Source organism: Pseudomonas sp. IT-P218 (assembly GCF_949767605.1).
Lineage (GTDB): Bacteria > Pseudomonadota > Gammaproteobacteria > Pseudomonadales > Pseudomonadaceae > Aquipseudomonas > Aquipseudomonas putida_AE.
This window is the reverse complement of record NZ_CATKQQ010000022.1, coordinates 226,911-249,362: the sequence shown is the minus strand read 5'-3', so window position 1 is coordinate 249,362 and position 22,452 is coordinate 226,911. Positions and strand designations below refer to the sequence as shown.

General features: G+C 62.1%; 13 protein-coding genes. 4 read left to right on the top strand and 9 right to left on the bottom strand.

Going from position 1 to position 22,452, the window contains the following annotated elements; translation table 11 throughout:
* Position 1: 1 nt before the first annotated feature.
* Positions 2-3,343, bottom strand: coding sequence for a maltose alpha-D-glucosyltransferase (treS, locus tag ACM6I6_RS15260; RefSeq protein ID WP_414920148.1), 3,342 nt, complete (start codon positions 3,341-3,343; stop codon positions 2-4).
* 142 nt (positions 3,344-3,485) lie between these two features.
* Complete coding sequence (locus ACM6I6_RS15255; protein ID WP_406592661.1) at positions 3,486-5,483, bottom strand: alpha-1,4-glucan--maltose-1-phosphate maltosyltransferase; 1,998 nt, start codon at positions 5,481-5,483, stop codon at positions 3,486-3,488.
* Positions 5,484-5,702: 219 nt separating this feature from the next.
* Between ACM6I6_RS15255 and ACM6I6_RS15250 the strand changes: the two genes are divergently transcribed.
* On the top strand, positions 5,703-5,870 hold the full coding sequence (locus tag ACM6I6_RS15250; RefSeq protein WP_274077323.1) for a hypothetical protein: 168 nt from the start codon (positions 5,703-5,705) through the stop codon (positions 5,868-5,870).
* A 177-nt stretch (positions 5,871-6,047) separates the two neighbouring features.
* Here ACM6I6_RS15250 and ACM6I6_RS15245 read toward each other — a convergent pair whose 3' ends face one another.
* The gene (locus ACM6I6_RS15245) at positions 6,048-6,551 is read right to left on the bottom strand and encodes an MgtC/SapB family protein (RefSeq protein ID WP_274077324.1); all 504 of its coding nucleotides are present in this window, start codon (positions 6,549-6,551) and stop codon (positions 6,048-6,050) included.
* Positions 6,552-6,676: 125 nt separating this feature from the next.
* On the opposite strand from ACM6I6_RS15245, the gene ACM6I6_RS15240 reads away from it, so the two are divergent.
* The 3 genes from ACM6I6_RS15240 (at position 6,677) to mapR (ending at position 10,090) form a co-directional block, all read left to right on the top strand.
* Positions 6,677-6,910: a DUF3203 family protein gene (locus ACM6I6_RS15240; RefSeq protein WP_274077325.1), complete on the top strand. Its 234-nt coding sequence runs from the start codon at positions 6,677-6,679 to the stop codon at positions 6,908-6,910.
* A gap of 195 nt (positions 6,911-7,105) precedes the next feature.
* Entirely contained in the window at positions 7,106-8,536 is a 1,431-nt protein-coding gene (gene ccoG / locus ACM6I6_RS15235) for a cytochrome c oxidase accessory protein CcoG (protein ID WP_414920147.1), read from the top strand.
* A gap of 144 nt (positions 8,537-8,680) precedes the next feature.
* Positions 8,681-10,090 (top strand): GntR family transcriptional regulator MpaR, encoded by a 1,410-nt coding sequence (mapR, locus tag ACM6I6_RS15230; RefSeq protein WP_323605758.1) that lies wholly within the window; start codon positions 8,681-8,683, stop codon positions 10,088-10,090.
* A gap of 62 nt (positions 10,091-10,152) precedes the next feature.
* On the opposite strand, the gene ACM6I6_RS15225 is transcribed toward mapR, so the two are convergent.
* From ACM6I6_RS15225 to ACM6I6_RS15200, 6 genes are all read right to left on the bottom strand, one after another.
* Entirely contained in the window at positions 10,153-10,899 is a 747-nt protein-coding gene (locus ACM6I6_RS15225; protein ID WP_274077328.1) for an SDR family oxidoreductase, read from the bottom strand.
* 92 nt (positions 10,900-10,991) lie between these two features.
* Complete coding sequence (locus ACM6I6_RS15220) at positions 10,992-13,073, bottom strand: putative bifunctional diguanylate cyclase/phosphodiesterase (RefSeq protein WP_323605760.1); 2,082 nt, start codon at positions 13,071-13,073, stop codon at positions 10,992-10,994.
* Between the two features lie 378 nt (positions 13,074-13,451).
* The gene (locus ACM6I6_RS15215; protein ID WP_414920146.1) at positions 13,452-14,915 is read right to left on the bottom strand and encodes an efflux transporter outer membrane subunit; all 1,464 of its coding nucleotides are present in this window, start codon (positions 14,913-14,915) and stop codon (positions 13,452-13,454) included.
* Entirely contained in the window at positions 14,912-18,019 is a 3,108-nt protein-coding gene (locus tag ACM6I6_RS15210; RefSeq protein ID WP_274077331.1) for an efflux RND transporter permease subunit, read from the bottom strand. Before ACM6I6_RS15210 ends, ACM6I6_RS15215 begins: the two co-directional genes overlap by 4 nt.
* Positions 18,016-21,120, bottom strand: coding sequence for an MdtB/MuxB family multidrug efflux RND transporter permease subunit (locus ACM6I6_RS15205; protein WP_274077332.1), 3,105 nt, complete (start codon positions 21,118-21,120; stop codon positions 18,016-18,018). The genes ACM6I6_RS15210 and ACM6I6_RS15205 overlap by 4 nt, the downstream gene beginning before the upstream one ends.
* Positions 21,117-22,433: an MdtA/MuxA family multidrug efflux RND transporter periplasmic adaptor subunit gene (locus ACM6I6_RS15200; protein ID WP_323605764.1), complete on the bottom strand. Its 1,317-nt coding sequence runs from the start codon at positions 22,431-22,433 to the stop codon at positions 21,117-21,119. The genes ACM6I6_RS15205 and ACM6I6_RS15200 overlap by 4 nt, the downstream gene beginning before the upstream one ends.
* Between the last annotated feature and the right edge of the window lie 19 nt (positions 22,434-22,452).

Sequence of the window (22,452 nt, the reverse complement as noted above, 5' to 3'; positions counted from 1 at the left end):
ACTACTCTCCACCAAGATCGGAAAAGGGTTTAAGCCCACTCAATAATCCATATAAACCGTGCAACGGCACGGGCAGCCAACCGGGGCGATTTTCCGCCTCGTAGGCCACTTCATAAGCCGCCTTCTCCAGACCGAACAATGCCAAAGCGGCATCTTCGCCTTCAGGATCTTGCCACGCATGGCCAAGCGTAGCTGCCGCCAGCCGATAAGCGTGGATAAATGCCTGTTTTGCCTCACTCAAATAACGATCGCCGACCCGCTGGCGAGCTGCCTGGGCCTGGTCGGTGTTATCAACGTTGTGCACATTGATGGTCATGGCCGCCGCGTAGTCGAAGGAACGCAACACGCCGCTGACATCCTTGTACGGGCTGTGCTTGCCTCGACGCTCCGGCAGCGGACGTGCCGGTTCGCCTTCGAAGTCGATCAGGTACGCATCGCCCTTGATCACCAGCACCTGGCCCAGGTGCAAGTCGCCATGCACACGGATCCGCAGGCCACCCGCCGTCTTTTTCGCCAGCTCCTGGACATGGCCGAGTATGGCCTTTTTATGGTCCAGTAAACGGCTGACCAGGGTTTTGTCCGCCGGGTTCAGTTCATTTTGATGCTGCTTGAGCAACTTCAACGCATGCTCGATTTGTGCCACCACATCCTTGCCCGTCGCCAGCGCATCCTTTTGCGTGGTGATGTACGGATCAAAGTCGGGGTTGTCGCTCGACGCCGCCAGCACCTTATGCATTTCACCCAGGCGCTGGCCGAGCATGGCAGCGAAATCCTTCAATTCGCCAAGGGCGTTGTAGTGCTGCTCCTGCTCGGACATGGCATCGGCGAGCTCGTCGCGCAACGCCCGCTCCAGGTTGTTCTGGGTCCATTCCCAGGCATCACCCTGGTTGCTCAGGTAGCCCTGGGCGATCATCAGCAGGTTGTCTTCGCCCGCTGCATCCCGACGCACCACCGAGCCCAGCAGAGGCGAGATATTGGCGAAGCCGGCAGCGGTCAGGTACGCGCTCATTTCCAGTTCCGGGTGCACGCCGGATGCGACCTTGCGAATCAGCTTCAACACCAGGCTATTGCCGACCACCACCGAACTGTTGGATTGCTCGGCGGACAGGTAACGCACATCCGACTCCGCCGTCAGGCCCAGTTTGGCAAGCTGCGCAGTGGGTTCGAAACGGATCTCGCCGCCGTCCGACGGTAGCACCCTGTTGTCGTGCATGCCTTGCAGCACCGTGCGGATAAAGTTTTCCAGGCTGAAGGCATCCGTGATCAGACCGACCTGCGGGCCTCGGCGCACGCGCGACAGAGCCAGTTGCTGGGGTAATGCGGCGCCCATCTGGTCTTCGGTAATGAAGCCGAACGGCAGTTGATAGCGGCTGGTCACGCCTGCGCTGGTGACTTCGATTTCACTCAACAACACCGGGTGCTGCGCATCGCCGAAACGCACGCCGTAGGCCAGGTTGACCTGTTCGATGGCCGCGTCCTTGCCGGCGAACCAGCGGCGGTTCTGCAGCCAGTTCGGCAGGATGGCCTGCTCCAGGGTGGAGCGCGATGGTGCTTCGAGCAGCTCTTCCATGCGTTTTTTCAGCACCAGGGTGGTGAAATCCGGCAGGCTTTGCGCCGGTTCCACGTGCCAACTCGGCATCTGGTTCTCCGCGGCGAGGCCGAACCAGTAGAAACCGTAAGGCGCCAGGGTCAGGAGGAAACTCAACTGGCCAATGGGCGGGAACGCGTTACCGCCGAGCATCTCCACCGGCACCATGCCAACGTACGCCGACAGGTCCAGCTCCACGGCTTGGGCGCTGCGCGAAACGTTGGCCACGCACAGGATGACTTCGTGCTTGCCGTCCGGCCCTGTATATTCGCGGGTATAGGCCAGCACCCGGCGATTGGACGGCGAGAGCATTTTCAACGTGCCGCGCCCGAACGCCTTGGACTGCTTGCGCACCGTCAGCATGCGCCGGGTCCAGTTCAACAGCGAATGCGGATCACCGGCCTGGGTTTCGACATTGACCGACAGGTAGCCGTATTGCGGGTCCATGATCGGCGGCAGTACCAGGCTGGCCGGATCGGCACGGGAGAACCCGCCGTTGCGGTCGATCGACCACTGCATTGGTGTGCGCACGCCGTCGCGATCGCCGAGGTAGATGTTGTCGCCCATGCCGATCTCGTCACCGTAGTACAAGGTCGGCGTGCCGGGCATCGACAGCAACAGGCTGTTGAGCAGCTCCACGCGCCGGCGATCACGCTCCATCAGCGGCGCCAGGCGCCGGCGAATCCCCAGGTTGATCCGCGCGCGACGGTCGGCCGCGTAGTAATTCCACAGGTAGTCACGTTCCCTGTCGGTGACCATCTCCAAAGTCAGCTCATCATGGTTGCGCAGGAAAATCGCCCATTGGCAATTGGCCGGGATCTCCGGTGTCTGGCGCAGAATATCGGTGATCGGAAAACGATCTTCCTGGGCCAGCGCCATGTACATGCGCGGCATCAGCGGGAAGTGAAACGCCATGTGGCATTCGTCGCCGTTCAGCCCGGACTTATCGGTGTCGCCGAAATACAGCTGAGTGTCTTCCGGCCATTGGTTGGCCTCGGCCAGCAACATGCGGTCCGGATAATTCGCGTCGATTTCGGCGCGGATCTGCTTGAGCACGTCGTGGGTTTCGGGCAGGTTCTCGTTGTTGGTGCCGTCGCGCTCGATCAGGTACGGGATCGCGTCAAGGCGCAGACCGTCGATGCCCATGTCGAGCCAGTAGCGCATCACCGACAGTACGGCCTTCATGACCTGCGGGTTGTCGAAATTCAGGTCCGGCTGGTGCGAGTAGAAGCGGTGCCAGAAATATTGGCCGGCCACCGGGTCCCAGGTCCAGTTGGATTTTTCGGTGTCGAGAAAAATGATGCGGGTGCCATCGTACTTTTGGTCGTCATCGGACCAGACGTAGAAGTCCCGGGCTGCCGAGCCCTTTTTCGCCTTGCGGGCGCGCTGGAACCACGCATGCTGATCCGAAGTGTGGTTGATGACCAGTTCGGTGATCACCCGCAAACCACGCTTGTGCGCCTCGGCAATGAAGCGCTTGGCGTCGGCCATGGTGCCGTAGTCGCTGTGGACGCCCCGGTACTCGGCGATGTCATAACCGTCGTCGCGGCGTGGCGAGGGGTAGAACGGCAACAGCCAGATGGTATTGACGCCGAGGTCGGCAATGTAGTCGAGTTTGGCGATCAGACCGGGAAAATCGCCGATTCCGTCGTTATTGGAGTCGAAATAGGATTTGACGTGAACTTGATAGATGACCGCGTCCTTGTACCAGAGCGGATCCTTGATGAAAGTGGCTGCCTTGGGTTTCTTCGCCATTTGAAACTCCTGTTGAATTCGAATTAACCACTACCCCTGTAGGAGCCGGCTTGCTGGCGATAGCGGTGCGGCAGGCACCATCCAGTTGTCAGATGCACCGCCATCGCCAGCAAGCCGGCTCCTACAGGTGTCGGTGGTGTATCTAAGAGGTAGTAATCCGCCAGATCCCGAACGGCTGATACGCCGGGTCCAGGCGCATGAACTGGTACTTGCCGTGCCAGGTCCAGCGATGGCCGCTCATCAAGTCCTCACCCTGGGTGCTGGCGTCATCGGGCAAACCCATTTCCCACAGCGGCAACTCGAAATTCGCCTCTTGCGGGTTATGAGGGTCGAGGTTGACCGCCACCAGAATGAAATTGCTGCCATCGGCACTGCGCTTGCCGAAGTACAAAATGTTGTCATTCCAGGCGTTATAGACCTTCAGGCCCAGATGAGTTTGCAGTGCCGGGTTTTGCCGGCGAATGCGGTTGAGCTGGGCGATCTCGGCGATGATGTTGCCGGGGGCATTGAAGTCCCTGGGGCGGATCTCGTACTTCTCGGAGTCGAGGTATTCCTCCTTGCCCGGTACCGGCGCCGACTCGCACAGCTCGAACCCCGAATACATGCCCCACAGCCCCGAACCCATGGTCGCCAGCGCTGCGCGTATCAGAAAACCGGGACGCCCGGATTCGTGCAGGAACGCCGGGTTGATGTCCGGTGTATTGACGAAAAAATTCGGCCGGTAGCATTCGCGCCACGGCGATTCATTGAGTTCGGTGAAATAGGTCGCCAGCTCGGCCTTGGTGTTGCGCCAGGTGAAGTAGGTATAGCTCTGGGAGTAACCGACCTTGCCCAGCCGCGCCATCATCGCCGGGGTGGTAAAGGCTTCTGCGAGGAAAATCACCTCTGGATACAGCGCGCGAACGTCGGCGATCAGCCATTGCCAGAACGGCAGCGGCTTGGTGTGCGGGTTGTCGACGCGAAAAATCTTCACGCCCTCCTGCACCCACCCTACGACGATGTCGCGCAGTTCGACCCACAGGCTGGGGATCGCCTCGACGGCATAGAAGTCGACGTTGACGATGTCCTGGTACTTTTTCGGCGGGTTCTCGGCGTATTTGATCGTGCCGTCGGGCCGCCAGTTGAACCAGCCCGGGTGCTGCTTGAGCCATGGATGGTCCTGGGAGCACTGGATGGCAAAATCGAGGGCGATCTCCAGGCCGTAGTCCGCAGCCGCCGCCACCAGTCGCCGGAAGTCTTCGCGGGTGCCCAGCTGCGAATGAATCGCCTCGTGCCCGCCCTCCTCACTGCCAATGGCATAGGGGCTGCCTGGATCGTCCGGCCCGGCCGTCAATGAGTTGTTTGGCCCCTTGCGATAACTGCGGCCGATCGGGTGGATCGGCGGGAAATACAGCACGTCAAAGCCCATGTCCTGGATCATCGGCAGCCGTGCATGCACATCGTTGAAGGTGCCGTGGCGCTTGGGATCGTCGGTGATCGAGCGCGGGAACAGTTCGTACCAGCTGGCGAATTGCGCGAGCTGGCGCTCGACGTCCACCGGGTACTCCGGGCTGAGGCTCAGGTAGGCACGATGATCGGCCTGTGCCATCAACTCCGCGCTGCGCTGGTGCAGGAACAACGCCACCTGCTCGGTTTCGAGCAGGCCCGACAGTTCATGGTGCAAGGCTGCCAAATCTTCGCTGAGCTGCCCTTCGGCGCGTTCGGCCGCTTGCTGAACGTGCAGTCGGCCTTCCTGCAGCTCAAGGCTGACGGGTACCAAGGCGGCATGCTTTTTTTCCAGTTCGTAGCGAAAGCTGGCGAACTGGTCGATCCAGGCTTCGATGCAGAACACATAACGGCCCTGGCTCTCGACCCGAAATTGGCCTTGCCAGCCGTTGTTGCCCAGTTCGGCCATGACCTCGCTTTGCCAGACCTCATCGCCCTCGGCCCGCCAGCGCACCCGCACGGCCAGTTTGTCGTGACCGTCGGCGAACACCTTGCTGGTCACCACCACGTCCTGGCCGACCACGGCCTTGACCGCAAACTGCCCGCCTTCGAGGGTCGGCAGGGTATTTTCAATCACGATTCGCGGCAGTAACAGTGCCTGTGAAAGCGGCATGTGCGGGTTGTAGCTCAGTTCATTCGGTTTTTCAGCAGTCATCGAGCATCACTCCTTTACGCCCCATGGACGCTCTTGTGTCTGGTGTCTGATGTCTGGTTTTCATCCCGCCGGGCACTTCACCCTGGAATGAACTCACTTAGGTTCCGAGCGCCGGCCGCCGGTAAAAGTTCAGCAGGATCTGCCGGGAATCAAATCCTCCACGCAGTGGTCAACCAACTTAAGCACGACTCACGCCATGTGCCACTGGAGAGATGAACAATGAACAACCCATTCCCGGCCGAAACCCCCGATCCGAACATCGATAACCCGGTGATTCCACCCAGCGATCCGCAGCCTGTACCCGAACAGGATCCGCCTGGCAGCAACCCGCCACCCAGGGAAGAGCCACCGACGACCATGCCACCGGTGATTGTTAACCCTGAATGAAGACAGTTGATCGTTCCCCTGGCGCGCTGGGGGAATGATTGCGGGAAAGCACCCCGAACACGAGCCCTACGACGAAGCAAACTGTAGGAGCGAGCTTGCTCGCGAAGGTCGTGAACGATGACGCTGGTAGCCTGACACTCCGAGGCGGTCTCGGGTTTTTCGCGAGCAAGCTCGCTCCTACATTGGGTCTTTGTCTTTATCGATCAGCTTCACGATCCTCGGCATCACGCCAAGAATCAGCAGCGCCAACAACGTACTGAGCACCGCCGTCGCCTCCCGCCCCAACCCGGCGGACACGCCAATGGCGGCGGTCATCCACAGTCCGGCGGCGGTGGTCAGGCCTTTGACGTGGCCTTCGTCGCCTTCCTGGTTTTTCAGGATGGTGCCGGCGCCGAGGAAGCCGATCCCGGCGATCACGCCTTGCACCACCCGGCTCATGGCGTCGGCCTGGGAGCCGGACATCTGCGGTACCAGCACGAACAACGCCGCACCCAGCGCCACCAGCATGTGCGTGCGCACCCCGGCGGCCTTGCCCTTGTGCTCGCGCTCGAACCCGAGGATGCCGCCCAGCACCGCCGCCATCAGCAGGCGCACGGTGATGCGGGTCAATTGCGAGGCATCGCCGATGTCGGCGAACTCCGCTTGCAGGGTCACCCAGACTTCATGCCACCAGGCGTTCATTGGCGCATTCCCTTTTGAAAAAGTGATGGAGGATGGACCACATCAACCATTAATCAGTTGCACAGAACGATGCTCGCCGCCGATAGCCTAATGCTGCATCAGTCGTAAAAAACAAGGATCACGTCATGACCGTACGCATCGAGAACGAGACCTGCTTCTTTATCACCGAAAACGGCGAGGAAATTCGCCTGTGCCCCGATGTGACCATCATCACCGATAGCGCCAAAGCAATGTCGGCAGTCGACCTCGAAGGCCAGCGCATCTACATCACCGAAGCAGAAGCCGACGCTTTGACCGTAGCAGGTGCGGTGGACGGTCGCCGGCATTTGAAGGCCACCGACAGTGATTCGGTGATTTGACTGACCCGGATCAACAAGGCCTGCAAGCGTGTGATATAGCCGCCCACGCCCCGCCGCGACAGGTGCTTCAACTTGTCGCAGGCCGGGCTGCCGCGAGCATCTGATCCGGTTTTTAATGCAATACCTGAGTCTGTTATGCAAACAGATCGCCGCTCATAGTGCTTCTGCCTGATGGAGGCTGATGAGCGAAAGACCATGAGCGATAGAATCCCCGTCCGAACCGTAGAAAGCGCCCCCTTAGTACAGACTTTCGAGCCTTCGCGACCAAAGATGAAGGCCAAGTCCAGCGACAACCTGATCCACACCCGCAGCTTCACCGGTCTGTTCCGAACCCTGCGCATCAGCGGCGCGGGTGTTCTGTTCCTGCTGTTCTTCGGCACCGTTTGGCTGAACTGGGGCGGTCGCCAGGCGGTGCTCTGGGACCTCTCCGAAAGCAAATTCCACATCTTTGGCGCGACCTTCTGGCCGCAGGATTTCATCCTCCTCTCGGCACTGCTGATCATTGCCGCGTTCGGCCTGTTCGCGATCACCGTGTTCGCCGGCCGGGTCTGGTGCGGCTACACCTGCCCGCAAAGCTCCTGGACCTGGATCTTCATGTGGTGCGAGAAAATCACCGAAGGCGAACGCAACCAGCGCATCAAGCTGCAAGCGGCGCCCTGGGGGCTGAACAAATTCCTGCGCCGCTCGGCCAAGCACAGCTTGTGGCTGGCGATCAGCCTGCTCACCGGCTTGACCTTCGTCGGCTATTTCACGCCGATCCGTCCGCTGGCCGAAGAACTGCTGACCCTGCAGATGGGCGGCGTCAGCCTGTTCTGGGTGCTGTTCTTTACCGGCGCCACCTACATCAATGCCGGCTGGCTGCGTGAAGCGGTGTGCATGCACATGTGTCCGTACGCGCGATTCCAGAGCGTGATGTTCGACAAGGACACCCTGACCATTTCCTACGACGTGGCCCGTGGCGAGAACCGTGGCCCGCGCAAGCGCGAGGTCAAGCCGGCCGAGGTCGGCCTGGGTGACTGCATCGATTGCCAGCTGTGCGTGCAGGTGTGCCCGACCGGCATCGACATTCGTGACGGCTTGCAGATGGAATGCATCGGTTGCGCCGCGTGCATCGACGCCTGCGATTCGATCATGGACAGGATGGGCTACGAGCGCGGGCTGATCAGCTATACCTCGGAGCATCAGTTGCAGGGCGGCAAGACTCACCTGTTGCGGCCACGGTTGATCGGTTACACCGCCGTGCTGCTGGTGATGATCGTTGCACTGGTCATCGCGCTGATGGAGCGGCCGATGGTGTCGCTGGACGTGAGCAAGGACCGCGGCCTGTTTCGCGAGAACAGTCAGGGGCAGATCGAGAACATCTACAGCCTCAAGGTCATCAACAAGACCCAGCAACGCCAGGACTACCACCTGGCCCTGGTCGACGGCGAGGGCTTCCAGTTGCAGGGCAAGACCGAGCTGAGCCTGGCACCGGGCGAGATTGTCGATGTGCCGGTGTCGGTGGCGATGACCACGGAACGGCCAGGCAGCAGCTCGCAGAGCATCAGCTTCAAGGTCGTCGACAGCGATGAGCCAAGCGTCTACAGCGTGGCCAAGAGCCGGTTTGTTGCGCCGATGAACCGTTAAGGCTTTAGACTGCGGTGCGCCATTCGCGAGCAAGTCGAATCGTCGAACCGCCGCTCCCACATGAACGCTGCAATACCTGTAGGAGCTGGCTTGCCAGCGAAAAAGTCACCTCGGTTTCTTGAATGACACCAATCCAGGCTAACGATGAAACGCTACGAAAAATTCGCCGATGAAATCGCTGAACTGATCCGCACCGGCGTCCTCGGGCCCGGTCAGCGCGTGCCGTCGGTGCGCTACGCCAGCCAGACCTACGGGGTCAGCCCCTCGACCGTGTTCCAGGCCTATTACCTGCTCGAACGGCGCGGCCTGATCCGCGCCCGCCCGCGCTCCGGCTACTTCGTCAACGCCCATGCGCCACGGCCGTTTTCCGAGCCGGAGATCAGCAGCCAGGTCAATGAATCCACCGAAGTCGACGTCAGCGAACTGGTGTTCTCGGTCCTCGACTCGATCAAGGACCCGAACACCGTCGCCTTCGGTTCGGCGTTCCCCAGCCCGACCCTGTTTCCACTGCAGCGGCTGTCGCGCTCGCTGGCCAGCGCCAGCCGCGACATGGACCCGCGCATGGTGGTCACCGACATGTCGCCGGGCAACCCGCAACTGCGCCGGCAGATTGCCCTGCGCTACATGGTCGGCGGCCTGATGCTGCCCATGGAAGAGTTGCTGATTACCAACGGCGCCCTGGAAGCGCTGAACCTGTGCCTGCAAGCCGTGACGCAACCCGGCGACCTGGTGGCCATCGAAGCCCCGGCGTTCTACGCCTGCCTGCAAGTGCTGGAGCGCTTGAAACTCAAGGCCGTGGAAATCCCCGTGCACCCGCGGGACGGCATCGACCTCGGCGTGCTGGCGCAAACCCTGGAACGCCATCCGATCAAGGCCTGCTGGTGCATGACCAGCTTCCAGAACCCGATGGGCGCGACCATGCCCGAAGCGAAAAAACGCGAACTGGTGGAATTGCTGCGCGTTCATCAAGTGCCGTTGATCGAGGACGATGTCTACGCCGAACTCTATTACGGCCAACAGGCGCCCAAACCGGCCAAGGCTTTCGATACCGAAGGCCTGGTGATGCATTGCGGCTCTTTTGCCAAGAGCCTGGCCCCGGGTTACCGCATCGGCTGGGTCGCCGCCGGACGTTATGCGCAGAAGATCGAACGGCTGAAACTCATGACCTCGCTCTGTGCCTCGATGCCGGCCCAGGCCGCGATTGCCGATTACCTGCAACACGGCGGTTATGACCGCCATTTGCGCAGGTTGCGTTACGCCCTGGAGGAGCAGCAAAGCGCCATGCTGTCAGCCATTGCCCGCTATTTCCCGGCGCAGACCCGTGTCAGCCAGCCGGCTGGAGGATACTTCCTCTGGTTGGAACTGCCCGAGCAGATGGATTCGTTGAAGTTGTTCCAGATGGCGTTGGCGCAAGGGATCAGCATTGCACCGGGGCCGATTTTTTCGCCGACCCAGCGCTTCAGGAATTGTATTCGGTTGAACTATGGCAGCCCATGGGATGAGGCTGCGGAGAAGGCGATGGAGACGTTGGGGCGGATAGTCAGATCATTTTAAAAGCAAAGATCGCAGCCTGCGGCAGCTCCTACGGGCAGGCTGCGATCTTTTGATCTTGATCTTTACCGGCCACCACCCAAATCGACAAAGGTCCCCGTCGCATAGGACGCCTTGTCCGACAGCAACCACACAATCGCCTCCGCCACTTCGTCCGGGCGCCCGCCACGGGCCATGGGAATCGCCGACTCCAGCTTGCTGACCCGATCCGGATCGCCGCTCAGCGCATGGAAATCGGTGTAGATGTAGCCCGGTCGCACCGCGTTGACCCGAATCCCCTCACCCGCCACTTCCTTGGACAAACCGATGGTGAAGGTGTCGAGCGCCCCCTTTGAGGCTGCGTAGTCGACGTACTCGTTGGGTGCGCCCAGACGCGAGGCCACCGAGGATACGTTGACGATGCTGCCGCCCTGCCCGCCGTGCTTGGGCGACATGCGCAGGATGGCGTGCTTGGCGCAGAGTACGGGCGCCAGCACATTGGTCTTGAGGATCTTGAGGATGCGGAATTCGGACATCTCGTCGACCCGGGATTTTTGCCCGACGGTGCCGGCGTTGTTCACCAGCGCCGTGACCCGGCCCAGCTCGCTGTCCACCCGGTTGAACAAGGCGATGACTTCGTCTTCGATGCTGACGTCGGCGCGCACCGCGATGGCTTGGGCGCCCAAAGCGCGGACCTGGTCCAGCACCGTTTGCGCGGCCTGCTCATCGGCCTGGTAGTTGATGCAGATCCGATAGCCTTGTTTGGCAGCCAACAGCGCCGTAGCGGCACCGATGCCGCGACTCCCGCCGGTGATGACGATGACTTTTTCCATGCAAACTTTCCCCCTTTCAACCCTATGCAGTCGGGGGGAAGAATAACCGCCATTGGCGGATTTTGCATGAAACCCTCATCGGTCCGGCCGGATCAAGCCAAGGCCAACTGCTCGGCGCGGTGGATTTCTTTCATGAAGCGTTCGGCTGGCAACGGGTGCCCCAGCAGATAACCCTGCAACGAATCGCAACCGAGCTGGGTCAGGAAGTCCTGCTGCGAGCCCGTTTCCACGCCTTCGGCGACGATCCGCAAGCCCAGTGCCTGGCCGAGGGCGACGATGGCCGATACGATCGCGGCGTCATCGCTGTCACGCTCCAGGTCGCGTACAAAACCGCGGTCGATCTTCAGCTCGTTGGCCGGCAGGCGCTTGAGGTACATCAAGCTCGAGTAACCGGTACCAAAATCATCGATGGACAGGTCAACGCCCATGTCCGACAGCTCCTGCAACACCGTCATGCTCGCATCGGCATCGCTCATGGCCGTGGTTTCAGTGATTTCCAGAGTCAGGCTGTTGGCTGGCAAACGGTGCGTGGCCAGCGCCTTGGCGACGCTCTGCACCAGGCCCACATGGCAGAACTGCAAGGCCGAGAGGTTCACCGCGATGCGCCAATCGGTGTAGCCCAGCACATACCATTCGCGCATCTGGCGGCAGGCTTCGTTGAGCACCCACTCACCGATAGGAATGATCAGCCCGGTCTTTTCCGCCAGTTCGATGAATTTGTCCGGCAACAGCATGCCCTGGGTCGGGTGCTCCCAGCGCAACAACGCTTCGGCGCCCACCGGGCGGCCGTTGTTGGCATCGAACTTGGGCTGGTAGTGCAGGCTGAACTCTTTCTGCTCCACGGCATTGCGCAGGTCCTGGAGCAATTGCAGCTGCTTGCGCGCATTGCTGTTCATCGAGGCATCGAAAAAGCTGTAGCCGTTCTTGCCCGTGCCCTTGGCGTGATACATCGCCGCATCGGCGTTCATCAGCAATTCGTGAGCGGTCTGGCCATTGCCCGGATACAGGGCGATGCCGACGCTGGCGGAGATCTGCAAATCATGATCGGCCACCCGGAACGAACGGCCGATCAGGCTGACCTGGCGGGCCGCGAGGTTCATCGCGTCGTCCGGCTCGCTCAATTGCACCAGCAGCACGAACTCATCGCCGCCGATGCGCGCCAGGGTGTCCTGGCCACGCAGATCCTCGCGCAGGCGCAGGCTGACTTCGCGCAGCAACTGGTCACCCATGTGGTGACCGAAGGCGTCATTGACCGGTTTGAAGCCATCGAGATCGATGAACATCAACGCCAGACATCCCCCCTCGGTGTCGACCCTGGACATGCCCTGATCGATGCGATCGGCCAGCAACACGCGATTGGGCAGGCCGGTCAGCGTGTCGTGCAGGGCCAGTTGGGTCAGTTCGCGATTGGCCTCGGTCAACGACTGGGCAAGGTTGGCGGTCCGGGCTTCCAGGCGCGCATCGAGGATCGAGGTCAGCAAGGCGATGCACAATACCGCCAGGGTGGTGATCAGGACCAGGTTGTCGAGGCCATTGCCGCGCAGGCCATTGACGGCTGCGCCGCAAAAACTGCCCTCAGGAAATTGCGCGGCGGCCATGCCGGTGTAGTGCATGCCGACAATGGCAATGCCCATGATCACCGCCGCGCCACCACGGATCAGGCGCACATAAGGTGTGTGCTGGCGCAGGCGGAACGCAATCCAGAGTGCAGCGCCCGAGGCGCCAACCGCTATGCACAGCGACGCGCCGAACAGCGTCGGGTCGTAATCGATGCCCGGCTGCATGCGCATGGCCGCCATGCCGGTGTAATGCATGGCACTGATCCCGGCACCCATGACCAGCGCACCGAACGCCAGCTGCCAGGCCGGCAACCGCGCCTGGCTGACCAGCCACAGGGCGAAACCGCAGGACAGGATGCCGATCAGCAGTGACAGCAAGGTGATGGGGAGGTCGTATCCCAGGTCGATAGGCAACTTGAACGCAAGCATGCCGATGAAATGCATCGACCACACCCCGACGCCCATGGCAAACGCCCCGCCTGCCGTCCACCAATGCACCGCCCGGCCCTTGGCCGTGGCAATGCGCCCGGTCAGGTCCAGTGCGGTGTAAGAGGCGAGGATGGCCACACAAAGCGAAATGATTACCAGCGTTGGGGAATAACTACCGATGAGCATGAAGATGTCTCGTTATCACCCCCGTACTGCTTCCGTTCTCGGAGGTATAAATCCGGCGATTGTACTGATTCCAAATGAGAACGCACTCACAAAATGAGCAAAAGGCCAGCAAGGCGATGAAACGCTTGTTTTAAGGTTTTACATTAACTCCGTCCGCACTCGTGCCCCCCTGTAGGAGCCGGCTTGCCAGCGAAGGCGTCCTCGAACCTTGCGCCAGTCTTTCGGACGTCTTCGCTGGCAAGCCAGCTCCTACAGGTTTTGCGGTGATACATAGATCTTGTGGCATAACACACCCCCCTGTAGGAGCTGCCGCAGGCTGCGATCTCTTGACGTTGCCTTTAAAAATCAAGATCAAAGGATCGCAGCCTGCGGCAGCTCCTACAGTTGACCATCCCACCCGCCACCCAGCGCCGCAATCAGCTGCACACTGGCAATCAGGCGGCTCTGCAGCAGGTCCAGGGTGCTGCGTTCATTGCTCAATGCCGCGGCCTGGACCACCACCACATCCAGGTACGCGATCACCCCCGCCTTGTACTGGTTCTCGGTCAGGCGCAACGACTCGCGGGCCGCGTCCAGCGCCTGTTGGCGCACCACGGCTTCGTCCTGCAGCACCTTGAGCTGGACCAGGTAGTTCTCCACCTCGCGGAAGCCATCGAGCACGGTCTGACGGTATTTGGCCACGGTTTCGTCGTAGGCCGCTTCACTGCGGTCCACTTCCGCCGACCGCTGGCCGCCGTCGAACAAGGTCATGGCCAGTTGCGGGCCGACCGACCAGAAACGGTTCGGCAGGCTGAACAGGTCTTTCGAGGTGCTGCTGCTGTAACCGCCGTTCAAACTCAGGGTCAGGTCCGGGTAATAAGCGGCCTTGGCCACCCCGATGTTGGCGTTGGCGGCGATGACCGAGCGCTCGGCCGAGGCTATGTCGGGGCGGCGTTCCAGCAGTAGCGAAGGCAGGCTCAATGGCACCGCCGGCAAGGCCGGGATGGTCTGGGTTTCCGCCAGGCTGAATTCGGCCGGCGGCAAGCCGATCAGCACGGCGATGGCGTTTTCCAATTGGGCACGTTGCCAGATCAGATCGACCATGTCCGCCTCGGTGCCCTTGAGTTGCGTCTGCGCCTGGGCCACCGCGTCCTTGCCGGAAACCCCGGCGCGGTACTGGTTTTCGGTCATCTTCAGCGAGCGCTGGTAGGCCGCGACGGTCGCCTCAAGTAAACGCTTCTGCTCGTCGATCACCCGCAATTGCAGGTAGTTCTGCACCAGTTCCGACTGCTGGCTCAAGCGCATCGCCGCCAGGTCGGCAAAACTCGCCTGGGCATTGGCGGTGTCGGCTTCCAGCCCGCGGCGCAACTTGCCCCAGACATCCGCTTCCCAACTGACCCCGGCCTGGGCGGTGTAGGTGTCACGAATACCACTGGAGGAACTGGTCAGGCTGGAGCTGCTGCTGCCGGTGCCCTGGCTGGAGCGGTTTTTCCCCAGGGTCAGGTCCACCGTCGGAAAAAACGCACCCCGGGCGCTGCGCACCAGGGCCTGGGCCTGGCGGTACTGGGCTTCGGACTGGGCGACGGTCTGGTTGGCGCTGTTGAGCTTGTCGATCAGGCCATTGAGTTGCTGATCGCCGTACAGCTCCCACCACGCACCGCGAGCCAGGGAATCGCTCGGATTGGCCTGGCGCCAGCCGGCCGCTTCCTTGTACTGCGCAGGTTCCGCGGTTTGCGGGCGCTGGTAATCCGGGCCGACGGCGCAGGCACTGAGCATCGCCACGCACAGCGACAGGCTCAGCAAGCGCGAGCCACGGGCGGTGATCAGCGGTGTAGCCAGGTTGAACAGCGAACGGTCAGTCATAGCGGAGTTTCCAGGGCAGCATCGGTACGCACCCCACGCCAGCGGTTGAAGCGATGGCGCAGTTTGTCGAGATAGAGGTAAACCACCGGGGTGGTGTAAAGGGTCAGCACCTGGCTGAAGATCAGCCCGCCGATGATGGTCAGGCCCAGCGGCTGGCGCATTTCCGCCCCTTCGGCGCGGCTCAGCAACAGCGGCAAGGCGCCGAGGATCGCGGCCAGGGTGGTCATCAGGATCGGCCGCAAACGTTGCAGGCAGGCATTGCGAATCGACTCCAGCGGTGCCATGCCCTGATGGCGCTCGAGCTGCAACGCCAGGTCGATCATCAGGATGGCGTTTTTCTTCACCACGCCGATCAGCAGGAACAGGCCAAGCAATGAGATCAGGCTGAACTCACCGCCCAGGGCATAAATCGACAACAGCGCGCCGACACCCGCCGAAGGCAAGGTCGAGAGAATGGTCAGCGGATGAATGTAGCTTTCATACAGCACGCCCAGCACCAGGTACACCGCCACCAGCGCGCCGAGGATCATCCATGGCTGGCTCTTCTGGGTCGCGGCAAAGGCATCGGCGGTGCCGGCCATTTTCGCAATGACGTCTTCGGGCAGTCCCACCGAGGCAATGGCCCGCTCGATGGCGGCACTGCCCTGCTCCACGGTCACGCCTTCGGCCATGTCGAAGGCAATGCTTTCCGAGGCGAACTGGCCTTCGTGGCTGACCCGGTCGTCTGCCAGGCTGTTCTCGTAATGGGCGATGGTCGACAGCGGTATCCGCGCGCCGTCCGCGGTGATCACCTGCACCTGCTTGAGCGTGATCGGGTCCTGGGCGTACTTCGGATTGACCTCCATCACCACCTGATACTGGTTGAGGCTGTCGTAGATGGTCGAGATCTGGCGCTGGCTGTAGGCGTTGTTGAGCACCGCCGTGACCATGTCCATGTCCACCCCAAGGCGCTTGGCCTGGTCGCGGTCGACGATCAGCGTCACCTGCTGGGCACCCCGCCCTTCGCGGGCATCGATCGCGGTCAGTTCGGGCAGCGCCTTGAGGGCGGTCACCACTTTCGGATACCACTCGCGCAACGCGCCCAGATCCCCGCTTTGCAGGATGTAGGAGTACTGCGACGAGGTCTGTTCGCGGCCACCGCCAAACTGCAGGTCCTGGTCGGCCATCAGCATCAGTTGCGCGCCGGCGACCTTGGGCATTTCCTTGCGCAGGCGTTCGATGACCTTTTGCGCGGAGATACTGCGCTCCTTGATCGGTTTCAGGCGCACCAGCATGAACGCGTTGTTGGTGCCGTTGGTGCCTCCGATGAACCCGGCGACGCTTTCCACCGCCTCGTCCTTGAGCACGGCGCGGCGGAAGATCTCCATTTTCGGCTGCATCACGCTGAACGACAGACCATCGTCGCCGCGCACGAAACCGATCAGCTGACCGGTGTCCTGCTGAGGAAGAAACGTTTTAGGAACAACGATATACAACGCAACGTTAACGCCAATTGTCACAAACAGACTGAGCAGCGTCAGGCGCTTGTGACGCAGCACCCAGTCGAGGCTGGTGGCGTATTTGCCGACCATCCAGTCGTTGGCCCGCCGGCTCCAGCGCTGCAGGCGGTTTTCCTGGCCCGGTGTGTGTGGCTTGAGCCAGCGGGCACAGAGCATCGGCGTCAGGGTCAGCGAAACCACCAGCGACACCACGATCGCCGCCGCCAGGGTGATGGAGAATTCGCGAAACAGGCTCTCGATGATCCCGCCCATGAACAGGATGGACAGGAACACCGCCACCAGCGAGACGTTCATCGACAGCAAGGTGAAGCCGACTTCCTGGGCGCCGAGGTACGCCGCCTTCATCGGCCGAACCCCCGCGTCGATGTGCCGGGAGATGTTCTCCAGCACCACGATGGCATCGTCCACCACCAGCCCGGTGGCCAGGATCAACGCCATCAGCGACAGGTTGTTCAGCGAGAAACCGTAGAGGTACATCACGGCAAAGGTGCCGACCAGCGACACCGGCACCGCCAGGGTCGGGATCAGCGAGGCGCGGAAGTTGCCGAGAAACAGGAACACCACCAGGATCACCAGGGCCACGGCGATCAGCAAGGTCATTTCCGCTTCGTGCAGCGTGGCCTTGATCACCGGCGAGCGGTCCATGGCCAGGTTCAGCTTGACGCTGGCCGGCAGTACGGCCTGCAACGCCGGTAACTGGGCCTTGATCTCGTTGACCGTCTCGATGATGTTGGCCCCGGCCTGGCGGTTGATCACCAGCAGCACCGCCGCATCGTCGTTGAAGAAGCCACTGTTGTAGCGGTCCTCGACGCCGTCGCTGACCTTGGCCACGTCCTTCAGGCGCAGGGCGGCACCGTCCGCGTAGTGGATGATCAGCGACTCGTAGTCCTTGGCCTTTTCCAGCTGGTCGTTGGCCTGCACCTGCCACAGCCGCTGGCCATCCTCCACCGAGCCCTTGGGCCGGCGCACGTTGGCATTGGCGATGGTGTTGCGCACATCATCCAGGGCCACGCCGTATTGGTTGAGCGCGTGGGGTTCGAGCTCGATGCGCACCGCTGGCAGGGAGCTGCCGCCGATCTGCACTTCGCCGACGCCCTGCACTTGCGACAGGCTCTGGGACAGGATGGTCGACGCCAGGTCATAGAGCTGGCCTTTTTCCAGCACGTCCGAGGTCAACGACAACACCATGATCGGCGCCTGGGACGGGTTGACCTTCTTGTAGGTCGGCATGCTGCGCATGCCGCTGGGCAGCAGGTTGCGCGAGGCGTTGATCGCCGCCTGCACTTCCCGCGCCGCGCCGTTGATGTCGCGGTCCAGGTCGAATTGCAGGATGACCCGGGTCGAGCCCTGGCTGGAGCGGCTGCTCATGGTGTTGACCCCGGCGATGGCGCCGAAGGAACGTTCCAGCGGCGTGGCCACGGTGGAAGCCATGACTTCCGGGCTGGCGCCAGGCAGGCTGGCCTGGACCACGATCACCGGGAAGTCCATCTGCGGCAACGGCGAAACCGGCAACAGGCCGAAACTCACGCCGCCCAGCAGCATGATCGCCAGGCTGAGCAACATGGTTGCCACCGGGCGCTTGATGAAAGGACCGGAGAGGTTCATGGCTGCTCTACCGCTTCCACGGCTTCAGGCTTGCGACCCCAGCGCCGACCGAGGCGGTCGAAATACAGGTAGATCACCGGCGTGGTGAACAGGGTCAGGACCTGACTCAACAGCAAGCCGCCGACCATCACCAGACCCAAGGGTTGCCGCAATTCCGCGCCGGAACCGGTGGCCAGCATCAACGGCACCGCGCCGAACAAGGCTGCCAGGGTGGTCATCAGGATCGGCCGGAAACGCAACAATGCCGCCTGATAGATCGCCGTTTCCGGGTCCATGCCCTGGTTGCGTTCGGCGTCGAGGGCGAAGTCGATCATCATGATCGCGTTCTTCTTGACGATGCCGATCAGCAGGATGATGCCGATGATCGCGATCATCCCCAGGTCATTGCCGCTGAGGATCAACGCCAGCAAGGCGCCGACCGCCGCCGAGGGCAAGGTCGAGAGAATGGTGATCGGGTGGATGTAGCTCTCGTAGAGCACGCCCAGCACGATGTACATGGTCACCACCGCCGCCAGGATCAGCAGCAAGGTGCTCGACAGCGACGCCTGGAACGCTTCGGCCGCACCCTGGAACTGGGTCTGCACGCCAATCGGCATGCCGATGTCCTGCTGCACCTGTTCGATGATCTCGACCGCATGCCCCAGCGCCACGCCGGGGGCCAGGTTGAACGACATCATCACCGCCGGGAACTGGCCGATATGGGTGATCGCCAGTTGCGCCTGGCGCTCCTCGATATGTGCCAGGCTGGACAGGCGCACCTGCCCGCCATCGGTGGTCTTGACGTGGATCTGGTCCAGCGCCTGCGGACCGATCTTCTCGCCGGACTGCGATTGCAAGACCACGCGGTATTGGCTGGCCTGGGTGTAGATCGTGGAAATCTGCCGCTGCCCAAAGGCGTCGTACAGCGCATCGGTGATGTTCGACACCGACACCCCGACCCGCGACGCGGCGTCGCGGTCGATCACCAGGTAGACCTGCAGGCCCTTGTCCTGCAAGTCGCTGGCCACGTCGGTCAGCTCCGGCCGTTGGGCCAGGGCTTCGACCAGACGCCCGCTCCACAGGCTGAGCAGTTCGGAATCGGGCGACGACATGCTGAACTGGTACTGCGTGCGGCTGACCCGATCTTCGATGGTCAGGTCCTGCACCGGTTGCATGAACAGGCGGATGCCCACCAGTTTGTCCAGTTCCGGCTGCAAGCGCGCGATCACTTCAGTGGCGCTCAGGTCGCGGTCGCTGTGTGACTTGAGGTTGATCAGCAACCGACCGCTGTTGAGCGTCGAGTTGTCGCCGTCGACGCCGATGTAGGACGACAGGCTCTCGACCGCCGGATCCGCCAGGATCACCTTGGCCAGCTCCTGCTGCCGCTCGCTCATCGCGGCGAAGGAAATCGACTGCGGTGCTTCGGAAATGCCCTGGATCACCCCGGTGTCCTGCACCGGGAAAAAGCCCTTGGGCACCACCATGTACAGGAACACCGTCAGCGCCAAGGTGCCAATGGCCACCATCAGCGTCAGCGGCTGGTGCTTGAGAACCCACTTTAACTTTCGCCCGTAAGCCGCGATCATCCAATCAATTGCTGCGCCACTGGCGCGGTAGAAACGGCCTTGCTCTTCTTCCTTTGGCTCGCGCTTGAGCAATCGCGCGCACATCATCGGCGTCAGGGTCAGGGACACCACCAGGGAAATCAGGATGGCCACCGCCAGGGTGATCGCGAATTCGCGGAACAGCCGCCCCACCACATCGGCCATGAACAGCAGCGGGATCAGCACGGCGATCAGCGACAGGGTCAGGGAAATCAGGGTGAAACCGATCTGCTTGGCGCCCTTGAGCGCCGCGTTCAATGGGCTGTCGCCCTCTTCGATGAACCGGGAAATGTTCTCCAGCATCACGATCGCATCGTCCACCACGAAGCCGGTGGCGATGGTCAGGGCCATCAGGGTCAGGTTGTTGACCGAAAAACCGGCCAGGTACATCACGCCGAAGGTGCCGATCAACGACAGCGGCACGGCCACCGACGGAATGATCGTGGCACTGGCCCGGCGCAGGAACAGGAAGGTGACCATCACCACCAGGGCGATGGCGATCAGCAGTTCGTGCTGCACGTCGGTGACCGAGGCGCGAATGGTCTGGGTGCGGTCGGTCAACACGGTGACATCGAGGCCGGCCGGCAGGTTGTCGGTGATGCTCGGCAGCAAGGCCTTGATCCGGTCCACCACTTCGATCACGTTGGCCCCTGGCTGGCGCTGGATGTTCAGCAACACCGCCTGGTTTTCATTGGCCCAGGCCGCCAGGCGTTCGTTCTCGGCGCCGTCGACGATTTCCGCCACGTCCTTGAGCCGCAACGGCGCGCCGTTGGCGTAGGCCAGGATCAGGTTGGCGTAATCCTTGGGCGAGGTCAGTTGATCGTTGGCATCGAGCATCGACACCCGGGTCGGGCCATCGAAGTTGCCTTTTGGCTGGTTGACGTTGGAGGCGCCGATCAGGGTGCGCACGTCCGACAGGTTCAGGCCGTTGGCCGCCAGGGCCTCGGGGTTGACCTTGATCCGCACCGCCTGGCGCTGGCCACCGGCAATGCTGACCATGCCGACGCCGCTGATCTGGGCGATTTTCTGCGCCATGCGGGTGTCGACCAGGTCGTTGAGCTTGGGCAACAGCATGGTCTTGGAGGTGATTGCCAGGGTCAGCACCGGGGTATCGGCCGGGTTGACCTTGTTGTACACCGGCGGTGCCGGCAAATCCTTGGGCAGCAGGTTGGTCGCGGCGTTGATCGCCGCCTGCACCTGTTGCTCGGCGACGTCCATGTTGATGTCGAGGCTGAAACGCAGGGTCAGCACCGAGGCGCCGCCGGAGCTGGTGGACGCCATCTGGGTCAGGCCGGGCATCTGCCCGAACTGGCGCTCGAGCGGCGCGGTCACGGCGCTGGTCATGACATCCGGGCTGGCGCCGGGATACAGGGTCATGACGCGAATGGTCGGGTAATCGACCTGGGGCAAGGCCGACACCGGCAGCAGGCGATAGGCGATCACGCCGGCCAGGATAATGGCCAGCATGCTCAGGGTGGTCGCAACCGGGCGAAGGATGAACAGCCGCGAGAGATTCATGCGCCGCCCTTTTTCGCCTTGTCGGCAGGTGCCGGTTCAGTCGTGGTGGCCGCGGATTTGCCCTGCAGGTGGCCGGCGGGGTTAGTCGGCACTTGCTGCGGGTCGTTGACCACTTCCACATCGCTGCCGTCCTTGAGGCGGTCGGTGCCCTCCAGCACCACCCGATCACCGGCGGACAGGCCTTCGGTGACCACGGTGTTCTCGCCGTCGCTGGCACCGATCTTCAACTGACGGATCTTGACCTTCTTGTCGCCATCCAGGGCATAGACGAAGGTGCCGTTGGTGCCGAACTGGATCGCTGCGGATGGCGCGAGCACCACGCCTTTGAGGGTGTCCGCCAGCAGGCGCACATTGACGAACTGATTGGGGAACAGCGCCTGGTCGCGATTTTCGTAGCGCGCCTTGAATTTCAGGGTGCCGGTGGTGACATCGATCTGGTTGTCCAGGCTCTGCAGCACGCCGGTGGCCTGCAGCTTGGTGTCGCCACGATCCCAGGCCTCGGCCGGCAGCTTGGCACCGCTGCGATAGCGGGCCAGCACCACGTCGAGGCTGTTTTCCGGCAAGGTGAAGGCCACGCTGATGGGTTGGGTCTGGGTGATGATCGCCAGCGCGGTGGTGTCGTTGGCCGCCACCAGGTTGCCGACGTCCAGCTGGCGCAGGCCGACACGCCCGGCAATGGGTGCGCGGATGCGGGTGAATTCCAGATTGAGCTTGGCGTCGTTGACCGCCGCCTGGTTGGTCTTGACCGTGCCCAGGTACTGACCGACCAGTGCCACGGCGGTGTCCAGGGTTTGCTTGGCGATGCTGTCCTCACGGTACAGGCCGGTATAGCGCTCGACATCCACCTGGGCGTTTTTCAACTGTGCCTGGTTCTGCAGCAAGGTGCCTTCAGCCTGGAGCAAGGCGTTCTGGTAGGGACGCGGGTCTATTTCAGCCAGCAGGTCACCCGCCTTGACCATCTGCCCTTCCTCGAAATAGATCTTCATCAACTCACCACCGACACGGCTGCGCACGTTGATGGTGTTCAGCGCCGTCACCGTGCCCAGCGCCTTGTAATACAGCGGGAAATCCCCCGTGACCGCCGGCGCCACACGCACCGGCACAGGCCCTGCCGCGCCGCCAAACCCCGGCCGCATCCCGCCTGACCTGCCGGTGTGCCCGGCCACGGCTTTTTGCCCCGCACCCTCTTTCGGCGCAGCGCTGCCCGGCCAGAATTTCCAGCACAGGGCGGCGATGACCAACAGGACAAGCAGGCCAAACAGCCAGCGACGAGGACTACGGGAAGCGGAGGATTGCATTGAGTGATCAACCATTGGGCGCGTGGGCTTGTTT